Raw genomic sequence first — 18711 nt, 5'->3', positions numbered from 1 at the left:
TCGAGGGACGGCGGTCGCGTAGCGCGCAAGCTTAGCTGATGGCTGAATCCTGAGCGGCCGCGACCGCGGCGCGGGTATCTATGATCCAGCGTTGATCGCCTTCAAAGCCCATCGCAGAGAGAATTCCAGACGAGTAGGCGCCGGTATCCAGGCCGATACGATAGGGCGTGAGCTCAACTTCGTCTGCTATCGTATGCCCATGGACGATAATCTTTTCAAAACGTCCACGGTGCTCCAGGAACGCCGACCTTATCCATCGTAGATCCTGAGTCTTCTGCTGCGTCAGAGAGGTATCCGGGCGTATGCCGGCATGCACGAAGGCATAATCCCCGAGGATGATAATGTCCTCAAAGTCTCGCAGAAACTCGCGATGCGTAGCTGGAACCTTGGCGATCAACGCCTTGAGGAGGTCGGGATAGGCGAGGTTATTATAGTCATCCTCGCTAACGCCATAACTCAATATGGTCTCGCGGCCGCCTATTCGACAAAAAAACTTCAGTGCCTTCTCGTCACCCGAAAGCGCAGTCAGGAAAACTTCCTCGTGATTGCCGAGCAGTAGCCGCACATTCTCACCCGCCGTCTTCAGCATGCGCAACCGTTCGACGACCTGCGCAGACTCGGGGCCACGATCTATGAGGTCACCCAGGAAGAGCAGCACTGTGTCGCTCTCCGGACGCGCTGCGTCATCGGCTTCGATCTGTAAAAGTAGCCTTTCCAGCAAATCGAGACGGCCGTGAATGTCACCTATTGCGTAAACACGGCTACCCGCAGGAAGGGCTCCTTTGGGCGAACTGGAGGCAGTGTTGCCTAGAGAGAAAAGCTTACGAAACATGGGATCAGACCGAGCCTATACTGCCAGTTCGTAGCCAAGACACCTGCTTTGCTCACCTTGCGAGACCGATTAGTCGCGAGCGCGGGTGCCCAAAACAAAAGTGGCGGCCCTAAGGCCGCCACTTGAACTCGTAACCCTAAGCGAAAAGCTTACGGGCTGTCGGGCGTATCATCGTTGTTTGCGAGCGCAACTGCGCCGCCGATGATCGCCACAGTCGCGAGGACGCCGATGATGACGGCCGGAGCCAGCTCGTTCGACTTCTTAGCCTTGGTCGCAACGCGCGCCTTCGAGAGCGAAAGCGACGAAGCGGGGCTCGCGAGAACCGGGGTCGCCGCCAGCGAGGCGACGGCAGCGGCCGTGAAAAGCTTAGCCAACATTATAATTACTCCCTCTTCGAGTCTGATAATCTCTATCTCGTGGGCCTATGACATAGGAACCAACAGACGGCAACACCTCAAAAGCCCTGACTTTGACAAGAGCTCATGCCGTTGCCGTAACGCAACACATTCCCGATGTATCCCGGTTTCACCGCCTGCGACCGCCGACCCATGTCGCCGCAAGCGATGTGCAATCTAGCTGCACTGCACAATACAACCAAGTGGTTAACGAGACGAAAAGTACGATCTTTGGATTTATCTGCTTTTGACGATGATGCGCAGTGATTTTCAATGCGCGAGCTGCGCCCTTCGGCGTGTCGTGGCACGTTTCTGTCCCGTTTCGGGAGCGGCCGAGCGTTGCCATCCCGGGAATCGCCAAGGCTGAGCAGATGGATTGCGGGGAGGGGCCGGGGCCACGTAAAGGAGGGCATGATTTCGATTGGTAGAGCCGTGCTTCGCTGGCGCCGCGTAACGCGCTTTGCGGGCGCCGGTGCCGGAATTTTCCTGCTCGCGCTCGGCTCGGCGGATGCTGCGCTACCTCTTCTTGCCGACGATGCGCAGAGCTTCGAAGAGGTGCGCCAGGCTGACTTGAAGGTGGCGGCGATCGGCTGGCGTCTCGCTTCCGGCAATGCCGCCTTGTGCGATCGGCTCGAGCCCGGAACCGGCATCCAGCTTCACACACTCGACCAGTTCGACGCCCAGTCGCGCGAGACAGCGCGCAAGCATTTCGGCTTTGCCGGCGAGGTCGCGATCGAAGGCGTGGTCCCCGGAACTCCCGCCGAACAGGCAGGGCTGAAGGCGGACGATTCGCTTGTGCGCGTCGGCTCGGTCGCGATCGCATCGCTGCCCGGCAAGCCGATGACCACCGACCGCCTTGTTGCCGCGCAACTTGCGATCGCCGCATTGCCCCCCGCCGCACCGATCGAGATCGAAGCGCTGCGTGACGGCAAGCCGCTCACGGTCATGGTTCAGCCGGTGCCCGTGTGCAGGACGCGTTTCGAAATGCGCATCGCCACGGATTGGGGGGCATCGGCCGACGGGACGATGGTCCAGATCGGATCGCGCTTCGTGGAGGAATATCCCGAGGAGCAGGTTGCGGCGGTGATGGCGCATGAGTTCGCACACAATGTGCTCCGCCACCGTGATCGCCTCGAGGCACGCGGCGTGAGCTTCGGGATGCTCGCGGGCTTCGGCGCGAACGTGAAATATTTCAGGCAGACCGAGATTCAGGCGGACCTGCTCGGAGTCTATTTCCTCGCCAACGCCAAATATCCGGTGCGCTCGGCAATCGCCTTCTGGCAGAAGTTCGGGCCGAGCAAGGCGGGGGGGATATTCCGCAGCCGCTCACACCCGGCCTGGCGCGATCGGATTGCAACGCTCGAGGCGGAGATCGCCAAGATCGAGGCGGCGCCTGCGAGCCCGATCATCCCCGCCGTGCTGGCCGAGCGCGATCGTCCGCTCGACGGAGACTGGCAGAAGCTGCTTATTCGGCACCGCTGAGCTTGCCGGAATCGTTGCGCACGGGTTAACCATGACGGCGATGGATCGCATCGCTGCCCGCTTGTTCGATATTGCTCTGGCCTCGCTCGTGCTGGCCGCGACGCTGCCGTTCTTGCTCATGGCCATGCTGGCGATCTGGATCGCTGATGGCGTGACGCCGATTTATCGCGCGCGCCGTGTCGGCCGCGGAGGGCGCGGGTTCGTCATGTTCAAGCTGCGGACGATGATATCGGATGCCGACAGGCTAGGCGGCCGTCTGGCGCCCGAAGGCGATCCGCGGATCACTCCCATCGGGGCCTGGCTGCGGCGCTGGAAGCTCGATGAATTGCCGCAACTCTGGAACGTGCTTCGCGGCGAAATGAGCCTGGTCGGTCCCCGGCCGGATCTGCCCGAAGGCGTCGCGCTCTATTCGCCGGAGGAGCGGAGGCTGCTGGCGATAGTGCCGGGAATGACCGACCTCGCCTCTTTGTGGTTCGTTGACGAAGGGCGGTTGCTGGCCGCGCAGGGGGATCCGCTGGCGCATTACAAAGCAGCGATCCGTCCGGTCAAAACCAGGCTTGGGCTGCTTTATCTCGCCCATCGCGGGCCGGTGCTGGATCTGCGCATTCTCGCGCTGACCGCTATGGCCCTGCTGTCACGCCGCTGGGCGCGGCGGCGGCTGGAGTCGTTGCTCGCCCGGCTGGCTCCTCAAACGGCGAGCCTGAGCGGCGCGCTGGAGACCGCGCGGGGCTGATCGGGCCAGATGCCGCGGGTGTCATAGACCTGCTTGTCCGCGCGCTCGTCCAGCGGGATCGACTTGAAGACGTCGTGATCGACGAGCGCGATCAGCAGGTCGCAGCTCTCAAGCGCGGTATCGACATCGATCAGCGACGCGCCCGTGCCTTCGAAGGCCCTGGGCAGGCGATCGGCATAGGGCTCGACGATCGCGACACGCTCGCCGAAGCGGCGGGCGAGGGCCTCGGCCACCTTGAGTGCGGGGCTCTCGCGGAAATCGTCGATATTGGCTTTGAACGCGAGACCCATACAGGCGATGCGAGCGTGCCGGTTCGCCTCGATCATCGCCGATGCGCGTTCGATGACATAGTCGACCTTGCCGTCATTCACTTCGCGCGCGGTGCGGATTAGCGGGGTAGCGTCGGGTGCGGCGCTGACAAGGAACCACGGGTCGACGGCGATGCAGTGCCCGCCCACGCCCGGGCCGGGCGAAAGGATATTGACGCGCGGATGGCGATTGGCGAGGCGGATCACCTCCCACACATCGACGCCCATCTTTTCGGCGATGATGCTGAGTTCGTTGGCAAAGGCGATATTGACATCGCGAAACGCGTTTTCGCTGAGCTTGGTCATCTCCGCGGCCTTAGCCGTCGTGGTGACGCAGGCGCCGCGGACGAAGCGCCGATAAAATTGCAGCGCCTTGCGGGCGCATCGCGGCGTTATCCCGCCAATGACGCGATCGTTGTCGATCAGCTCGACCAGGATGCGGCCGGGCAGCACGCGCTCAGGGCAATAAGCGATCGCCACGTCCGCACTGCCAACGCAGTGGCCGGGCACCTTCAGATCCGGACGCAACTGCGAGAGCAATTCGGCGACCTTTTCGGTGGTGCCGACGGGAGACGTGGATTCGAGGATTACCACGTCGCCGGGCTTGAGCACGATCGCGACATTGGTCGCGGCCTTGAGCACATAGCCGATATCGGGCGCGTGATTCTCCTGGAAAGGCGTGGGCACGGCAATGACGAAGACGTCCGCCGGCTCGATCTGCAGCGATGCGCGCAGATTACCGCGCGCGACCACACCCGAGACAAGCGCGTCCAAGTCGATCTCCTCGATATGGACCTTCCCCGAATTGATCGTGTCGACGACATTCTGATGCACGTCGATCCCGAGTACACTGGCGCCGGTGCGCGCGATCACCGCAGCGGTGGGAAGCCCGATATAGCCCAGGCCGAGAACCGCGACCTTGAGCTCAGTGTCCGAAACCATGCGCAACGATCCCCGCATCCGTGCCGAGGCATGGCCATCGCCGAACGAATTGCGCGCGCGAGCCATTGCCGAATAGGCGGCATGATCGTCGAGGAGCGTTGATATTTCGGAAACGATGCGATCATCTGATCGCTGTGCTGTGCCGCAATGGGCATTATAATACGGTTGCTGTTGCGGGGGGCGGCGGTTAGGCAGGCGCCGTCTCATGGGAGTTGAAATGAAGGGCATCATCCTCGCGGGGGGAGCGGCACCCGTCTCTATCCTGCCACTCTGTCAATCTCAAAGCAGCTGTTGCCCGTTTTTGACAAGCCGATGATCTATTATCCGCTGTCGGTGTTGATGCTGGCCGGCATCCGTGATGTGCTGATCATCTCGACGCCCCGCGACCTGCCGATGTTTGAGGCGCTGCTGGGCGACGGATCGAGCTACGGCGTCAACTTCAGCTATGCCGTCCAGCCCCAGCCGAACGGCCTGGCGGAGGCTTTCATCATCGGCGCCGACTTCGTGGGCAACAGCCCGAGCGCATTGATTTTGGGCGACAACATCTATCACGGCGACAAGATGGGTGAGAAGTGTCAGGCCGCGGCAGCCGAGGCCGCCAAGGGCGGTGCCAATGTCTTCGCATATCATGTCGAGGATCCGGAGCGCTACGGCGTCGTCTCCTTCGATCCCGACACCGGCAAGGCAACCAGCGTCGAAGAAAAGCCTGTGAACCCGCAGTCGAATTGGGCGATCACCGGCCTTTATTTTTACGACAACGACGTGGTGGAGATCGCCAAGTCGATCCAGCCCTCGCATCGTGGCGAGCTGGAAATCACCGACGTCAATCGCACCTATATGGAGCGCGGCGACCTTCACATCACGCGGCTGGGCCGCGGCTATGCGTGGCTCGATACGGGCACGCATGAGAGCCTTCACGAAGCCAGCGCGTATGTTCGCACCATCGAACACCGCACCGGCATCAAGATTGCCTGCCCCGAAGAGATCGCGCTGGAGCTGGGCTGGCTCGATGGCGAGACGGTGCTCCGCCGTGCCGCGCAGCTCGGCAAGACCGGCTATGCGGATTACCTCAAGAAGCGGGTAGCGAGCCTCGCATGACCCAGTTCCGCCGCCTTTCCATTCCTGAGATCGTCGAAATCATTCCACCCAAGTTCGGCGATCATCGCGGTTTCTTCTCCGAAGTCTTCAAACGCCCCGCGTTCGAGGCCGAAGGCATCCATATCGACTGGATGCAGGACAATCAGAGCTTCTCGGCACCGGTGGGCACCGTCCGCGGATGCCATTTCCAGGTGCCCCCCTTCGCGCAGGACAAGCTGGTCCGCGTGCTGCGCGGCGCGATCTACGACGTCGCGATCGATATCCGGAAGGGTTCGCCCACCTATGGCAAATGGGTCGGCTGCGAGCTCTCGGCCGAAAAGTGGAACCAGCTGCTGGTTCCCAAGGGCTTCGCGCACGTGTTCATCACGCTCGTTCCGGATACCGAGGTGCTCTACAAGGTGAGCGCGCTCTATTCGAAGGAGCATGAAGGCGCCATCCGGTGGGACGATCCGGCGCTCGGCATCGACTGGCCCGATCTCGGGCCGGTGACGATCACCGACAAGGATCGCGACGCACCGCTGCTCGCGGACTATGATTCCCCGTTCGTCTACGAAGGCTGAAGCTCCATGAAGACCGTTCTCGTCACCGGCGGAGCCGGCTTCATTGGCTCGGCGGTGGTGCGGCATCTCGTTCGCCAGGGCACCCGCGTCATCAATCTCGACAAGCTGACCTATGCGGGCAATCCCGCATCGCTCAAGGCGATCGAGAACGCGCCCAACCATCGGTTCGTCGAGGGCGACATCGCCGACGTGCCGCTAATCCTCTCGCTGCTGCGTGAAGAAAAGATCGAAGGCATCATGCACCTCGCCGCGGAGAGCCATGTCGATCGCTCGATTGACGGTCCCGGCGAATTCGTCGAGACCAACGTCGTCGGCACTTTTCGTCTGCTCTCGGCTGCGCTCGAATATTGGCGTGAGCTTGAGGGGGAAGCGAAAAGCGGGTTTCGCTTCCACCACATTTCGACCGACGAAGTCTTTGGCGATCTGCCCTTCGACAGCGGCATCTTCACCGAGGAAACGCCGTACAATCCGTCTTCGCCTTATTCGGCGTCGAAGGCTGCTTCGGATCACTTCGTCCGCGCCTGGCACGAAACCTATGGCCTGCCGGTGGTGCTCTCCAACTGCTCGAACAATTACGGCCCCTATCACTTTCCCGAGAAGCTGATTCCGCTGGTTATTCTCAACGCGCTCGAGGGCAAACCGCTGCCGGTCTATGGCAAGGGAGAGAATGTCCGCGACTGGCTCTATGTCGACGATCACGCCAAGGCGCTGGCGCTAATCCTGACCACAGGTGCTGTTGGCGAGAGCTATAATGTCGGCGGTCGTAACGAGCGGACGAACCTGCAGGTGGTGGAAGCGATCTGCGATGCGCTCGATGCACGCGTGCCGCTGGAAGATGGCCGCACGCGCCGCGAACTGATCACCTATGTCACCGATCGCCCCGGCCATGACCGCCGCTATGCGATCGACGCGACCAAGCTCGAGACCGAACTGGGCTGGAAGGCCGAGGAAGATTTCGATACCGGTCTCGCCAGGACGGTCGACTGGTATCTCGAGAATCGCTGGTGGTGGGAGCCGATCCGCTCGGGCTCGTACGCGGGCGAGCGCCTCGGCAAGACTGCGTGAAGATCCTCGTCACGGGCCGGGATGGCCAGGTTGCGCAGAGCCTCGCAGAGCGTGCTGCGGGACATGAACTGGTCTTCGTAGGCCGACCTGAGTTCGACCTCGCCGATGCGGCTTCGATCGAACGCGCCGTAGCATCGACGCGTCCGGACCTGGTGATCTCGGCAGCGGCTTATACTGCAGTGGACAAGGCCGAGGACGAGCCTGAACTGGCGATGGCAGTGAACGGGGAGGGACCGGGCATTCTTGCTCGGGCCGCGGCGAAGATCGGCGCACCTGTGCTGCATCTGTCTACAGACTATGTCTTCGACGGCACCCTAGATCGTCCGTGGCGCGAGACCGATCCGGTCGCGCCGCTCGGTGTCTACGGCGCGACCAAGCTGGCGGGGGAGGAAGCGATCCGGGCATCGGGCGCGACCTATGCGATCCTTCGGACTGCTTGGGTCTACAGCCCGTTCGGCGCCAATTTCGTCAAGACCATGCTGCGTCTCGCGGAGAGCCGCGACAGCCTCGCGGTCGTGGACGACCAGTTCGGCTGCCCAACTTCGTCACTCGACATCGCCGACGCGCTAATGGCAGTGGTCCGCGGATGGCAAACCAGCCCCAACCAAGGTGCCAACGAAACCTATCATTTCGCCGGCACGGGTGAGACCAATTGGGCCGATTTTGCACGTGCAATCTTTACGGAAAGCGCCAAGCGAGGCGGTTCTTCGGCAGATGTGAAAGGCATTCCGAGCAGCGACTATCCAACAAGGGCGCAGCGACCCGCCAACTCGCGGTTGGACTGCACTCGCTTCGCCGAAGCCTATGGCCATCGCACGCCGCGTTGGGAGGACTCGCTGTTGGTCGTCATGGATCGGCTCGTTCTTGACGCTGCAGGGCGGCCTAGCGCCAATTAGCCCAACGGGTTCAGCAGCGACGAGAGTGAATGTGGCGAACGCTGCACCGCTAGTCGATACGCACCGCCCATCGCTGTCACGGTGTCTCCCGATGATGTTGTATCTTGACCGTTTGGCCCGTCTTTTCGCCGCCCCCGGGCGTCGCATCTGCGGCTGCGCGGTCCTAGGCTAAAACGCGTTGCGGTGGAAAAGCACGCGGAAAGTAAGCACCACGATCTTCATGTCGCGCCAAAGCGACCAGTGATCGAGATATTCCAGATCTGCCTGGAGCCGGTTGGTTAGATCGTCCTCATGGAAGGTCGCGCCGCGATAGCCGCGGACCTGGGCTAGGCCAGTCAAACCGGGCTTCGCGGCATGACGTTGCCAATAGCGCTCATCGACTTCCCAGAAGAGCTTGTCTGCCGCGCGCGAGCCCAGGGCATGGGGGCGGGGTCCGACAATGCTCATGTCGCCGAGCAGGACGTTGATCAACTGCGGCAGCTCATCGATGCTGGTCTTGCGGATGAAACGGCCCACGCGGGTGATACGGTCGTCGTCGCGGCTGGCAGAGCGATCGCCCGCACCGTCGGAATTTTCTGCGCGCATGCTGCGGAATTTGAGGACCCGAAACATCTGGTTGGCGCGGCCGATACGCACCTGCTTGAAGAAGATCGGACCTGGGCTGTCGAGCTTGATGCAGATTGCGGTGACCAGCAGTACCGGCGCTAGCAGGATAAGCGAGAAGCCGGCGACGAGGACGTCGAAGATGCGCTTCACAAAGCGGTCGAACAAGCCCAGCGGGCCGGTGGCAACGATGATGGTCGGAACGGCGCCGTGGCGCGAGACGCCCAGCGGCGCGAGGCCGAGCAGTTCCGGGATTAGGATTTCACTCTGGATGTTCGCACCCTTGAGCGCCGCAGCCCATGCTTCGCGGCGCTCGGGCAGGCACGAGACCACGACGCGGTCCGCGCCGCCGAGCGAGGTGGCCAGCCGGTCGTACATCATCGGATCGTGATTATCGGGATCGAGCCCGCAATCCGCAGCGATCAGCACGGAGTAATCGCCCGTACTTGGCATCGGACAGCCGTCCGTAATCCATACGACGTTGTACGGATCCGCGCCCAGGATGCGCGAGACCTGACCGACAAAGACATATCGGCCGGCAGCGATACTGAGCAATGAAAAGGCCGCCCCGATCGCCACCGTCAGTCGCGAGATGTTCGCGCTTGCCTTGAGCATGAATGCAATCAGGATGACGACACACAAAGCGATCAGGATCGCCTTTACGCCGCGGGCGACGCATTGAAGCCGATCTCGCAGGCAGTCGGGCGAGTAGGCGTGCGCGTTGATTGCGGAACCGATATAGAGCGGAGTTAGAACCGACCAGACCAGCAGCCAGCCCGTGCCACCGTCGGCGAGCCAATCATATACAACGCCGGTGCCGGCGAAGCTCGCAAACATCGCAACGACGTCGACCGCCATCAATGCGACGAACAGCCGCGCGTTCAACAAGCTGGTTCGGGGCCGCCAGGCTGCCGCCCCATCGCTGGCTCGCCACGCCGCGCCCTTGCGCTCTAAATTCATGAGTCCCCCGCAGAACCGAAATCTGGGTCTGGAAAGAGGTGCGACTATGCCGAATCGTGCAAATTAACAAGGGTTGGCGCCGGCAACTTTCCTTCAACCGTACCAAAAAGGCATGGATTCGGCGCATCTTGTCGCTGGCGGGCCCCTCTCGAAACAAGCTCGCTGGGGCTCGATCGCCAGCGTGCGAGGGAGTGCGGGGGGTCGGCCGATCCCAAACTGCTGCCGATGCCGGCGCCACATTGGGCGGCTTTATTTATGGCCGTTGCGGAAAGGACCATCACCGTTGTAAGGGCCGGTCGAACGGGAGGAAATAACGCCAACGGAACGAGAGCCCGATTTGTGGCTAGGGATTCGTTGTGCGCCAAAGCCCCCACCAGTTAGAACGAGACCGCGGTTCCATGCTCAATAACAAATCGATTCTTATCACGGGCGGCACCGGCTCGTTCGGTAAAGCTTTCGTCAGGACCGTGCTGGAGCGCTATCCCGATGTGCGCCGCCTCGTCATCTACTCGCGCGACGAACTCAAGCAGTTCGAAATGGGGCAGCAGTTCCCAATCGAGAAGTACCCGGCAATTCGCTATTTCATCGGCGACGTGCGCGACGAAGCGCGTCTGCGCCGCGCGCTCGAGGGGATCGACATCGTCGTCCATGCCGCTGCGCTCAAGCAGGTCCCCGCGGCCGAATATAATCCGTTCGAATGCATCAAGACCAACGTGCTCGGTGCTCAGAACCTGATCGAGGCGTGCCTTGATTCCAAGGTCGAGCGTCTTGTCGCGCTGTCGACCGACAAGGCAGCTGCGCCGATCAACCTTTATGGCGCGACCAAGCTGTGCTCGGACAAGCTGTTCATCGCCGCGAACAACATCCAGGGCGATCGCGGCATCAAGTTCAGCGTCGTCCGCTACGGCAACGTGATGGGCAGCCGCGGCTCGGTCATTCCGTTCTTCCTGGCGCGCAAGGACCAGGGCGTTCTGCCGATCACCGATCCCCGCATGACCCGCTTCAATATCTCGCTCCAGGAGGGCGTCGATATGGTGCTCTGGTCGATCGAGAGCGCAGAGGGTGGCGAACTTCTCGTTCCCAAGATCCCGTCTTACCGGATCGGCGACGTGGCGACAGCGATCGCCCCCGATGCCAGGCAGGAAGTGATCGGAATCCGCCCCGGCGAGAAAATCCACGAGGAGATGATCACCTCGTCGGACAGCTTCAACACCGTCGATCTCGGCGATTATTATGCGATCCTGCCAGTCTCCGCGGCGTATTCGATAGAGGATTATTGCGAGCGCCGTGGCGCCAAGCTGGTCGAGCCCGGCTTCGCTTATGACAGCGGGACCAACCCCGACTTCCTGACCGTCGAGCAGATCCGCGAGCTGATCGAGCAGCACGTCGTCGGCAAGACGATAGACTGATCCTGCGGCAAGGCGAGGTACCGGTGTCGTTCATCCCCTACAGCTGCCAGAATATCAGCGACGACGACATCGCAGCTGTGACTGCCGTGCTGCGTTCTGACTTTCTAACGCAGGGGCCGTCCGGCCCTGCGTTCGAAGCGGCCTTTGCCGAACGGCACAAGGTGCGCCATGCCATTGCGGTGTCCAACGCCACCGCGGCACTGCACATTGGCTGTCTTGCGCTGGGCGTGGGCCCAGGGTCGCTGGTCTGGACGAGCCCCAACAGCTTTATCGCCTCGGCCAATTGCGCACTCTATTGCGGAGCCGACATCGACTTCGTCGATATCGATCCTGTGACACGCAACATGTCGGTCGCGGCGCTGGCAGAAAAGCTGGAAGCGGCAGACAAAGCAGGCCGGCTGCCGCAGGTCGTCATCCCGGTCGATTTCGCCGGCCTCGCGGTTGATCTCAAGGAGATGCGCGAGCTCGCTGATCGTTACGGTTTCAAGATTTTGGAGGATGCCAGCCACGCGACGGGCGCCTCATATCTGGGCGAACCGGTGGGCAGCGCTTGGGCGCATGTAACCGTGTTCAGCTTCCACGCGGTCAAGATCGTCACCACCGCCGAGGGCGGGATGCTCACGACCAATGACGACGCGCTCGCTCAAACGCTGCGCCTGCTGCGCTCGCACGGAATGACGCGTGACACCGATCAGATGGAAAACGAGCCGGAAGGCGGCTGGTATTACGAGCAGGTGGCGCTCGGCTATAATTACCGTCTCACCGACATGCAGTCGGCGCTAGGCCTGTCGCAGATGAGCCGGCTTGACGAATGGCAGCGCCTCCGTGTCGAGCGTGCAGACCGCTACGACCGGCTGTTCGCTGGAATGCCGCTCAAGCTGCCGGCACGGATTCAGGATCGTGAATCGGCGTGGCACCTGTACGCAATCGAATTGGGTGACGAAGTCGCCGCTTCGCGCGCCGATGTGTTTGCCGGAATGCGTGACGCCGGGATCGGCGTGAACGTTCATTACATCCCGATCCACACCCAGCCGCAATATAAGCGCTTGGGCTTCAAGCGCGGCGATTTCGCCAATGCCGAGCGTTATTATGACCGTGCGATCTCGATCCCGCTCTTTCCGGCAATGACCGATGAGCAGCAGGACCGTGTCGTCGAAACCGTCAGCAAGCTGATCGGCTGAGGCGATGAAGGTTGCGATTATCCCTGCCCGCGGCGGCAGCAAGCGCATCCCGCGAAAGAACATCAAGCCCTTCGCCGGGAAGCCGATGATCGGATACGCGATCGAAGCGGCACTGGCATGTGGCCAGTTTGATCGCGTTATCGTCACGACCGATGATGACGAGATCACCGAGGTGGCAAAAGCGCATGGCGCGGAACTGCCTTTCCGCCGCCCCCCCGAGCTTGCCGACGATCATACGCCGACGGTGCCGGTGATCCAGCATGCCATCGAAGCATGTAACGCGCTCGGCTGGGGCGTCACCCATGCATGCTGCATCTATCCGGGCGTACCCTTCATTCGCGCCGCGGACCTTGCTGCCGGGTTCGATCTGCTCGAGGCGCATGGCGGCTCTGGCTATACCTTCCCTGTCACCGGCTTCCCTTCGCCGATCCAGCGCGCACTCAAGCGCGATGCCGAGGGCAAGGTCGAGCCATTCAATCCGCAATATGTCAGCACGCGTACGCAGGACCTGGAGCCGGCATTTCATGACGCCGGCCAGTTCTACTGGGGCCGCTCGGAGGCTTGGCTGGCGGGATTGAACCTCCATGCCAATGGCCGTGCGATCGTGCTGCCAGAATGGCGCGTCGTCGACATCGACACGCCAGCTGATTGGGAGCGGGCGGAGGCGCTGTACCGCGTCATCGCGCAGATGCCGGACCGGTGAAGGTCGCGATCCGGGTCGATGCCTCGCAGGCGATCGGCACCGGCCATGTCCGCCGCTGTCTCTCGCTTGCTCATGCCCTTGCGGCATGCGACGTGGACGTGCTGTTCGTCACGCGTGATCTGGGGGTGGACGCGCCCGGCATCATTATGCCCTTCGCGGTGCGGCAATTGCCTGCGCCGGTCGGCGACATGCCGGTATCGAGCGTGCCGCATGCCAAATGGGCCGAGGTCAGCGCTGAGCAGGATGTGCGCGATACCGCCGCCGCGCTCGATGACTGGGGGGCGGACTGGCTGGTCGTTGACAGCTATGCTTTCGATGCTGACTGGCATTTTGGCATGCGCGCCGAGCTTGGCTGCAAGATTGCCGTGATCGACGATGTTGCAGACCGGCCGCTCGCCGCGGATCTGCTTATCGACCATAATTACGATCTCGATCACCGCGCCAAATATTCGAGCAAAATCGGTGGGGAAACGCTGTTGCTGGGCGGCCCGCGCTTCGCCCTGCTCGGGCCCGCCTTTGCCAATGCTGAACGCTACGCGCCAAAGCGTGCCGTCGAGAGCATCGGCATATTTCTGGGTGGGATCGACCAGGGCAATTTCTCTGCGCTGGCGCTTCAGGCGATCGACATGGCTGGCTTTGGCGGACGGGTCGAGATCGTCTCGACCTCGGCGAATCCCAATCTCACCACGCTGCGATCGGCAGTGGGGCAGCGCCCCGATACCGAGCTGAGCCTCGACTTGCCGGATCTGGCTGCTTTTTTCGCCCGGCACGACATCCAAATCGGCGCGGCCGGCGGGGCAACATGGGAACGGTGCTGCATCGGAGCGCCGACCTTGCTTCTCGTCGTGGCGCATAACCAGGAATTGGTGCTGCCCCTGCTCGTTGCCGAGCATGTCGTTGCAGTCGCCGATTCGCTCGAATGCGACGATATCGCTAGAGAACTTGCGGCCCTGATCGATGATTTCGGACCTGCGCGCGCAATATGCTGCGAAGTCGCGGGTTTTGGTCGATGGGCTCGGGGCGCAACGGGTCGCGAGAAAGATGATTGAGCTCCATGAAGATTGACGTCCTCTGCAGCGATCCCGAGCATCCCGTAAACGCGTGGCTGCAAAGCTGGGCGCGCGAGAATGCCGCGCGTGCGGACATCCGTATCCTGCGGACTAGGGAGGAACTGGAAGCAGGCGACCTGCTTTTCCTGATCTCGTGCCATCAGATCATCCGCCAGCGCGAGCGCGATCTGTTTCGTCATGTGCTTGTAGTGCACGCCAGCGACGTCCCGAACGGCCGAGGCTGGTCGCCGCTGATCTGGGCGGTCGTGTCGGGCGCAAACAGCGTGACGGTGTCGCTGCTCGAAGCCGCCGAAGCGGTCGATGCCGGCGATGTGTGGGCGCAACGCGAAATCGTCCTCGACGGCACCGAGTTGTTCGACGAGATCAACGAAAAGCTGTTTGCTGCCGAGATCGAGTTGCTTGATTGGGCGCTCGACAATATCAATCAGGTGGAGCCGCGAAAGCAGGAGGGCGAACCGACCTACCTGCCGAAGCGTACCCCCGAGGATAGTCGGATCGACCCGACCCGTTCTATCGCCGACTCGTTTGATCTCCTTCGGGTTGCTGATCCGAACCGATATCCAGCGTTTTTTGAACATCGCGGTCAGAAGTACCGCGTCCGAATCGAGAAGATGGAAGCATGATCAGGATTGGCGATCGCGAAGTGGGGCCGGGCGCGCGCCCGTATCTGATTGCGGAAATGTCGGGTAATCACAATCAGTCGCTCGATCGGGCGCTGGAGATTGTCGATGCCGCCGCGGCATCGGGTGCGGATGCCGTCAAGCTCCAGACCTATACGGCCGACACGATGACGCTGAACGTCCGTGCGCCGGGCTTCGTGATCGAGGATCCGAATAGCCTGTGGGCCGGCCGTCAGCTCTGGGAGCTGTATGACGAGGCGCATACCCCTTGGGAGTGGCACAAGCCGATCTTCGAACGTGCCGCCAGCCATGGCATCCATTGCTTTTCCTCGCCGTTCGACGAAACCGCGGTCGATTTCCTCGAAGAGCTCGGCGCCCCCGCGTACAAGATCGCATCCTTCGAAATGACCGATCTGCCGCTGATCCGGAAGGTCGCGAAAACCGGTAAGCCGATGATCATCTCCACCGGCATGGGAACCGTTGCGGAGATCGACGAGGCCGTGCGCACCGCCAGGGAAGCGGGCAACGACCAGATCGTGATCCTCAAGTGCACCAGCACCTATCCCGCGACCCCGCAAAATACGAACATCTCCACCATTGCGAACATGCGCGACGTCTTCGCGATCGATGTAGGCCTTTCGGATCATACGATGGGTTGCGGCGTCGCCGTCGCCGCGGTCGGAATGGGGGCTGTGCTGGTCGAGAAGCACTTCACGCTGCGCCGTGCCGATGGTGGGGTCGATTTCGACCTTCAGCCTCGAGCCCGAGGAATTCGCCACGCTCCGCCAGGAAACCGAGCGCGCCTGGCAGGCGGTGGGCAAGGTCACCTATGGCGGCACCAAGGCGGAGGAGAACTCGCGTATCTTCCGCCGCTCGCTCTACATTTCCAAGGACCTGCCCGAGGGCGCCGAACTCACGGCGGAATTGCTGCGGATCATCCGGCCGGGCTATGGCTTGCCCCCCAAATTCTACGATCAGATGCTCGGCAAGCGCGTCAATCGCGCCGTGACGGCGGGTACCCCGGTCGATTGGGACCTTATCTCCTGAGCAGGATGCAGTGCACGAGGTACTGATCATCGGGTGCGGGCTGATCGCAGGGGGGTTCGATGCGGAGCGTGCACCGGACCTGCTGCCGCTTACCCATGCCGGAGCGTTTGAGCGCCACCCGGCGTTCAAGGTGACGGCGTGCGTAGATCCCGACGAGCAGCGTCGTATGGCGTTCCAGGCGCGCTGGGGCGTGGCGGACGGCGCCGCGGACGTCGAGGCGTTGAGTGCCGCGCCTGGGCGGTTTGCGGTGATCAGCATCTGCTCGCCCACCGAATATCACCGCGTGCATGTCGAAGCGGCGCTGGCGCTGTGCCCGCGGGTGATCTTCTGCGAGAAGCCCGTCGCCAAGACCTCCGAAGAAACGCGTGAACTTGCCGCGCTCTGCGCCGCGCAAGGCGTGTTGCTCGGTGTCAATTTCAATCGCCGCTGGGCTCCGGATGTCGTCCAGCTTGCGGCCGAGTTGCGCGATGGAGCGTGGGGCAAGGTGCGCTCCGCATCGGGCATCTATACCAAGGGCGTGATCCATAATGGTGGGCACATGGCGGATCTTCTCCACTTGCTGCTCGGCGAGATCGAAATGCTCGCGAGCGCGCCGCCGGTCCATGATTTCTGGGACGACGATCCCAGCGTTGCCGCGCTGCTCGTCAGCCGCAGCGGTGTGCCGGTCACGCTCTCGGTGGGCGATGCCCGCGATTATGCGCTGTTCGAACTCACTCTGGTAACCGAGGCCGGAACCGTGACCATGCTGGACGGCGGCCGGGCCTGGTCTGTGCGCAAGGCGGGTCCCAGCGATACCTTCGCCGGCTATCGCAGTCTTGGCGCTCCCGAGTGGCGCGAAGGCGAATATGATGCCGCGATGATTGCGGCGGTCGGCAATTTGGCCGATGCAATTGATAACGGCGCTCCACTCGCAAGCGATGCGCGCAATGCGCTGGCCGCCCAGATTTTGTGTGAAACCATTCGTGACGCTGCGCCTGCCGGCGCCCACCCGCAAAGGACGATACAATGACTGCCAATCTCGCAATCAACGGCGGCACCCCCGCAATCCCGCGCGAACTCGAGCTTTTCCGCTCGATGGGCGAAGACGAGGTCGAGGCCGCGGCGAAGGTTGTGCGCTCCGGTGTGCTTTCGGCCTTTATCGGTGCGCCGGGCGAGTTCTTTCTCGGCGGACCCGAGGTTCGCACCTTCGAGAAGAAGGCGGCGGAGTATTTCGGGGTCAAGCATGCGATCACCGTCAACAGCTGGACTTCGGGCCTGATCGCCGCGATCGGCGCCGTTGGTATCGAGCCGGGCGATGAGATCATCACGACGCCCTGGACGATGTCGGCTACCGCCATGGCGATCCTTCACTGGAATGCGATTCCCGTATTCGCCGATATCGACCGGCGCAGCTTCAACATCGATCCGGCCAGCGTCGAGAAGCTTATCGGTCCGCGGACCAAGGCGATCATGGCTGTCGATATCTTCGGCCAGTCGGCGGACATGACCGCACTGCGCGGCATCGCTGACAAGCATGGCCTGAAGCTGCTTACCGATACCGCCCAGGCGCCGGGATCGACCACGGGCAATCGCTTCACCGGCACGCTCGCCGATATCGGCGGATTCAGCCTCAATTATCACAAGCATATCCATTGCGGCGAAGGCGGCGTGCTCGTCACCGATGACGATCGTCTGGCCGAACGGCTCCAGCTGATCCGCAACCACGCGGAATCGGTGATCAAGAGCGACAACCCCGCCGATCTCGCCAACATGATCGGCTACAATTTTCGCATGGGCGAGATCGAGGCCGCGATCGCTTCGGTCCAGCTCGACAAGCTCGAGGGCCGCGTGAAGAGCCGTCAGCGCGCGGCGCAGCAACTCAATGAGGGTCTGGCGGGGCTCAAGGGGCTGACCCTGCCGCTCGTCGAGCCCGACGGCACCCATGTCTATTATGTCTATGGCATGGAAGTCGACGTCGATGGGCTTGGCGTCTCCCGCCCGAAGTTAATGGAGGCGCTGAAGGCCGAGGGCGTGCCGAGCATGCTGGCGGGCTATCAGAATCTGCATCTGCTCCCGATCTTCACGCAGAAGATCGCCTATGGCACCAAGGGCTTCCCCTGGACGATCGCCGATCGCGAGATCGCCTACGGCGCGGGCGTTTGCCCGATAGCGGAGGAACTGCACGCCAAGACCTTCCTCGGCCTCAATCTTTGCGCTTGTGAATATTATCCTGAGGACGTAGACCTGATCGTCGCGGCCTTCCGCAAGGTTTGGGACAATCTCGACGAACTGAAGGGGTGAGCGACGCCATCCACCTCGTCGGAGAAAAGGTGAGGCTCGACAGCTTCACCGAGGACGACCTGACGGCGGATTATGTTGGTTGGCTCAACGATCCGGAGGTGGTCCGCTTTTCGAACCAGCGCTTTCGCAAGCATGATCTCGAAAGCTGCGCGGCCTATCTTCGCTCGTTCGAGGGGAGCGCGAACCATTTCGTGTCCATCAGGACGCGCGATGGCCGCGCGATCGGTACGATGACTGCGTATCGATCGGTCCAGCACGGCACGGTCGATGTCGGCATCATGATTGGTAGCCGCGACTGCTGGGGCGGGGGCTATGGTCAGGATGCGTGGAATTTGCTGCTCGAATGGCTGCTGTCGCGTCCCAATATTCGCAAGGTCACTGCCGGCACGCTTGGCTGCAATGCGGGAATGGTCAGACTCATGGAGCGATCCGGCATGGCGCTGGAGGGCCGTCGCATTGCGCAGGAGCTGGTTGACGGCGAACCGCAAGACATCGTTCTGTACGGCAAGTTTGCGCCATGATGGGCC

General features: G+C 62.2%; 18 protein-coding genes and 2 pseudogenes. 16 read left to right on the top strand and 4 right to left on the bottom strand.

The window, feature by feature from the left end; genetic code table 11:
- Positions 1–31: 31 nt before the first annotated feature.
- Both ACZZZM_RS15630 and ACZZZM_RS15625 read right to left on the bottom strand, forming a co-directional pair.
- Positions 32–832 (bottom strand): metallophosphoesterase family protein, encoded by an 801-nt coding sequence (locus ACZZZM_RS15630; RefSeq protein WP_463595999.1) that lies wholly within the window; start codon positions 830–832, stop codon positions 32–34.
- A 149-nt stretch (positions 833–981) separates the two neighbouring features.
- Positions 982–1209 carry a hypothetical protein gene (locus tag ACZZZM_RS15625; RefSeq protein ID WP_463595998.1) on the bottom strand — a complete coding sequence of 76 codons (228 nt, stop codon included), beginning with the start codon at positions 1207–1209 and terminating at the stop codon, positions 982–984.
- A 429-nt stretch (positions 1210–1638) separates the two neighbouring features.
- On the opposite strand from ACZZZM_RS15625, the gene ACZZZM_RS15620 reads away from it, so the two are divergent.
- Both ACZZZM_RS15620 and ACZZZM_RS15615 read left to right on the top strand, forming a co-directional pair.
- Positions 1639–2709 carry a M48 family metalloprotease gene (locus ACZZZM_RS15620; RefSeq protein WP_463595997.1) on the top strand — a complete coding sequence of 357 codons (1071 nt, stop codon included), beginning with the start codon at positions 1639–1641 and terminating at the stop codon, positions 2707–2709.
- 31 nt (positions 2710–2740) lie between these two features.
- Entirely contained in the window at positions 2741–3442 is a 702-nt protein-coding gene (locus tag ACZZZM_RS15615) for a sugar transferase (RefSeq protein ID WP_463595996.1), read from the top strand.
- On the opposite strand, the gene wecC is transcribed toward ACZZZM_RS15615, so the two are convergent.
- The gene (gene wecC, locus ACZZZM_RS15610) at positions 3397–4692 is read right to left on the bottom strand and encodes a UDP-N-acetyl-D-mannosamine dehydrogenase (RefSeq protein WP_463596465.1); all 1296 of its coding nucleotides are present in this window, start codon (positions 4690–4692) and stop codon (positions 3397–3399) included. The two genes, ACZZZM_RS15615 and wecC, sit on opposite strands and share 46 nt — an antisense overlap.
- Positions 4693–4909: 217 nt before the next feature.
- On the opposite strand from wecC, the pseudogene rfbA reads away from it, so the two are divergent.
- The 4 genes and pseudogenes from rfbA (at position 4910) to rfbD (ending at position 8311) form a co-directional block, all read left to right on the top strand.
- Positions 4910–5790, top strand: a pseudogene (gene rfbA, locus ACZZZM_RS15605) (glucose-1-phosphate thymidylyltransferase RfbA).
- On the top strand, positions 5787–6350 hold the full coding sequence (gene rfbC, locus ACZZZM_RS15600; protein WP_463595995.1) for a dTDP-4-dehydrorhamnose 3,5-epimerase: 564 nt from the start codon (positions 5787–5789) through the stop codon (positions 6348–6350). The pseudogene rfbA and the gene rfbC overlap by 4 nt, the downstream one beginning before the upstream one ends.
- 6 nt (positions 6351–6356) lie before the next feature.
- On the top strand, positions 6357–7415 hold the full coding sequence (gene rfbB, locus ACZZZM_RS15595) for a dTDP-glucose 4,6-dehydratase (protein ID WP_463595994.1): 1059 nt from the start codon (positions 6357–6359) through the stop codon (positions 7413–7415).
- On the top strand, positions 7412–8311 hold the full coding sequence (gene rfbD / locus ACZZZM_RS15590; protein ID WP_463595993.1) for a dTDP-4-dehydrorhamnose reductase: 900 nt from the start codon (positions 7412–7414) through the stop codon (positions 8309–8311). The genes rfbB and rfbD overlap by 4 nt, the downstream gene beginning before the upstream one ends.
- Positions 8312–8479: 168 nt before the next feature.
- Here the strand turns inward: rfbD and ACZZZM_RS15585 are convergent, their stop codons facing one another.
- Positions 8480–9874: a sugar transferase gene (locus tag ACZZZM_RS15585; protein WP_463595992.1), complete on the bottom strand. Its 1395-nt coding sequence runs from the start codon at positions 9872–9874 to the stop codon at positions 8480–8482.
- Positions 9875–10272: 398 nt separating this feature from the next.
- On the opposite strand from ACZZZM_RS15585, the gene pseB reads away from it, so the two are divergent.
- The 10 genes and pseudogenes from pseB to ACZZZM_RS15535 all read left to right on the top strand — a co-directional run bounded on the left by pseB (position 10273) and on the right by ACZZZM_RS15535 (position 18705).
- Positions 10273–11283, top strand: a complete 1011-nt coding sequence (gene pseB, locus ACZZZM_RS15580; RefSeq protein ID WP_463595991.1) for a UDP-N-acetylglucosamine 4,6-dehydratase (inverting) — start codon at positions 10273–10275, stop codon at positions 11281–11283.
- 23 nt (positions 11284–11306) lie between these two features.
- Positions 11307–12464: a UDP-4-amino-4,6-dideoxy-N-acetyl-beta-L-altrosamine transaminase gene (gene pseC, locus ACZZZM_RS15575; protein WP_463595990.1), complete on the top strand. Its 1158-nt coding sequence runs from the start codon at positions 11307–11309 to the stop codon at positions 12462–12464.
- A 4-nt stretch (positions 12465–12468) separates the two neighbouring features.
- Positions 12469–13167: a pseudaminic acid cytidylyltransferase gene (gene pseF, locus ACZZZM_RS15570; protein ID WP_463595989.1), complete on the top strand. Its 699-nt coding sequence runs from the start codon at positions 12469–12471 to the stop codon at positions 13165–13167.
- Positions 13164–14216 carry a UDP-2,4-diacetamido-2,4,6-trideoxy-beta-L-altropyranose hydrolase gene (pseG, locus tag ACZZZM_RS15565; RefSeq protein WP_463595988.1) on the top strand — a complete coding sequence of 351 codons (1053 nt, stop codon included), beginning with the start codon at positions 13164–13166 and terminating at the stop codon, positions 14214–14216. The genes pseF and pseG overlap by 4 nt, the downstream gene beginning before the upstream one ends.
- 5 nt (positions 14217–14221) lie before the next feature.
- Positions 14222–14860, top strand: coding sequence for a formyltransferase family protein (locus tag ACZZZM_RS15560; RefSeq protein ID WP_463595987.1), 639 nt, complete (start codon positions 14222–14224; stop codon positions 14858–14860).
- Positions 14857–15543: pseudogene (locus ACZZZM_RS15555) on the top strand (N-acetylneuraminate synthase family protein); the annotation flags it as partial. The gene ACZZZM_RS15560 and the pseudogene ACZZZM_RS15555, both read left to right, overlap by 4 nt.
- Before the next feature lie 43 nt (positions 15544–15586).
- Positions 15587–15904: an SAF domain-containing protein gene (locus ACZZZM_RS15550; protein WP_463595986.1), complete on the top strand. Its 318-nt coding sequence runs from the start codon at positions 15587–15589 to the stop codon at positions 15902–15904.
- Between the two features lie 10 nt (positions 15905–15914).
- Entirely contained in the window at positions 15915–16913 is a 999-nt protein-coding gene (locus ACZZZM_RS15545) for a Gfo/Idh/MocA family protein (protein ID WP_463595985.1), read from the top strand.
- Positions 16910–18184, top strand: coding sequence for a DegT/DnrJ/EryC1/StrS family aminotransferase (locus ACZZZM_RS15540; protein ID WP_463595984.1), 1275 nt, complete (start codon positions 16910–16912; stop codon positions 18182–18184). The genes ACZZZM_RS15545 and ACZZZM_RS15540 overlap by 4 nt, the downstream gene beginning before the upstream one ends.
- Positions 18181–18705, top strand: a complete 525-nt coding sequence (locus ACZZZM_RS15535) for a GNAT family N-acetyltransferase (RefSeq protein WP_463595983.1) — start codon at positions 18181–18183, stop codon at positions 18703–18705. The genes ACZZZM_RS15540 and ACZZZM_RS15535 overlap by 4 nt, the downstream gene beginning before the upstream one ends.
- Positions 18706–18711: the final 6 nt, after the last annotated feature.

The sequence above is a fragment of the Sphingomonas sp. AC522 genome, from assembly GCF_979258125.1.
The sequence above is the reverse complement of the archived record's forward strand: the minus strand, read 5'-3'. Positions and strand labels throughout refer to the sequence as shown.

Excerpts from the sequence above, each read along its gene's own strand:
- pseB (WP_463595991.1), top strand. The coding sequence starts at position 10,273 with ATGCTCAATAACAAATCGATTCTTATCACGGGCGGCACCGGCTCGTTC.
- rfbC (WP_463595995.1), top strand. The coding sequence starts at position 5,787 with ATGACCCAGTTCCGCCGCCTTTCCATTCCTGAGATCGTCGAAATCATT.
- ACZZZM_RS15625 (WP_463595998.1), bottom strand. The coding sequence starts at position 1,209 with ATGTTGGCTAAGCTTTTCACGGCCGCTGCCGTCGCCTCGCTGGCGGCG.
- ACZZZM_RS15620 (WP_463595997.1), top strand. The coding sequence starts at position 1,639 with ATGATTTCGATTGGTAGAGCCGTGCTTCGCTGGCGCCGCGTAACGCGC.
- wecC (WP_463596465.1), bottom strand. The coding sequence starts at position 4,692 with ATGGTTTCGGACACTGAGCTCAAGGTCGCGGTTCTCGGCCTGGGCTAT.
- ACZZZM_RS15615 (WP_463595996.1), top strand. The coding sequence starts at position 2,741 with ATGACGGCGATGGATCGCATCGCTGCCCGCTTGTTCGATATTGCTCTG.
- ACZZZM_RS15560 (WP_463595987.1), top strand. The coding sequence starts at position 14,222 with ATGAAGATTGACGTCCTCTGCAGCGATCCCGAGCATCCCGTAAACGCG.
- ACZZZM_RS15550 (WP_463595986.1), top strand. The coding sequence starts at position 15,587 with ATGGTGGGGTCGATTTCGACCTTCAGCCTCGAGCCCGAGGAATTCGCC.
- pseF (WP_463595989.1), top strand. The coding sequence starts at position 12,469 with ATGAAGGTTGCGATTATCCCTGCCCGCGGCGGCAGCAAGCGCATCCCG.
- rfbB (WP_463595994.1), top strand. The coding sequence starts at position 6,357 with ATGAAGACCGTTCTCGTCACCGGCGGAGCCGGCTTCATTGGCTCGGCG.
- ACZZZM_RS15540 (WP_463595984.1), top strand. The coding sequence starts at position 16,910 with ATGACTGCCAATCTCGCAATCAACGGCGGCACCCCCGCAATCCCGCGC.
- ACZZZM_RS15630 (WP_463595999.1), bottom strand. The coding sequence starts at position 832 with ATGTTTCGTAAGCTTTTCTCTCTAGGCAACACTGCCTCCAGTTCGCCC.
- ACZZZM_RS15585 (WP_463595992.1), bottom strand. The coding sequence starts at position 9,874 with ATGAATTTAGAGCGCAAGGGCGCGGCGTGGCGAGCCAGCGATGGGGCG.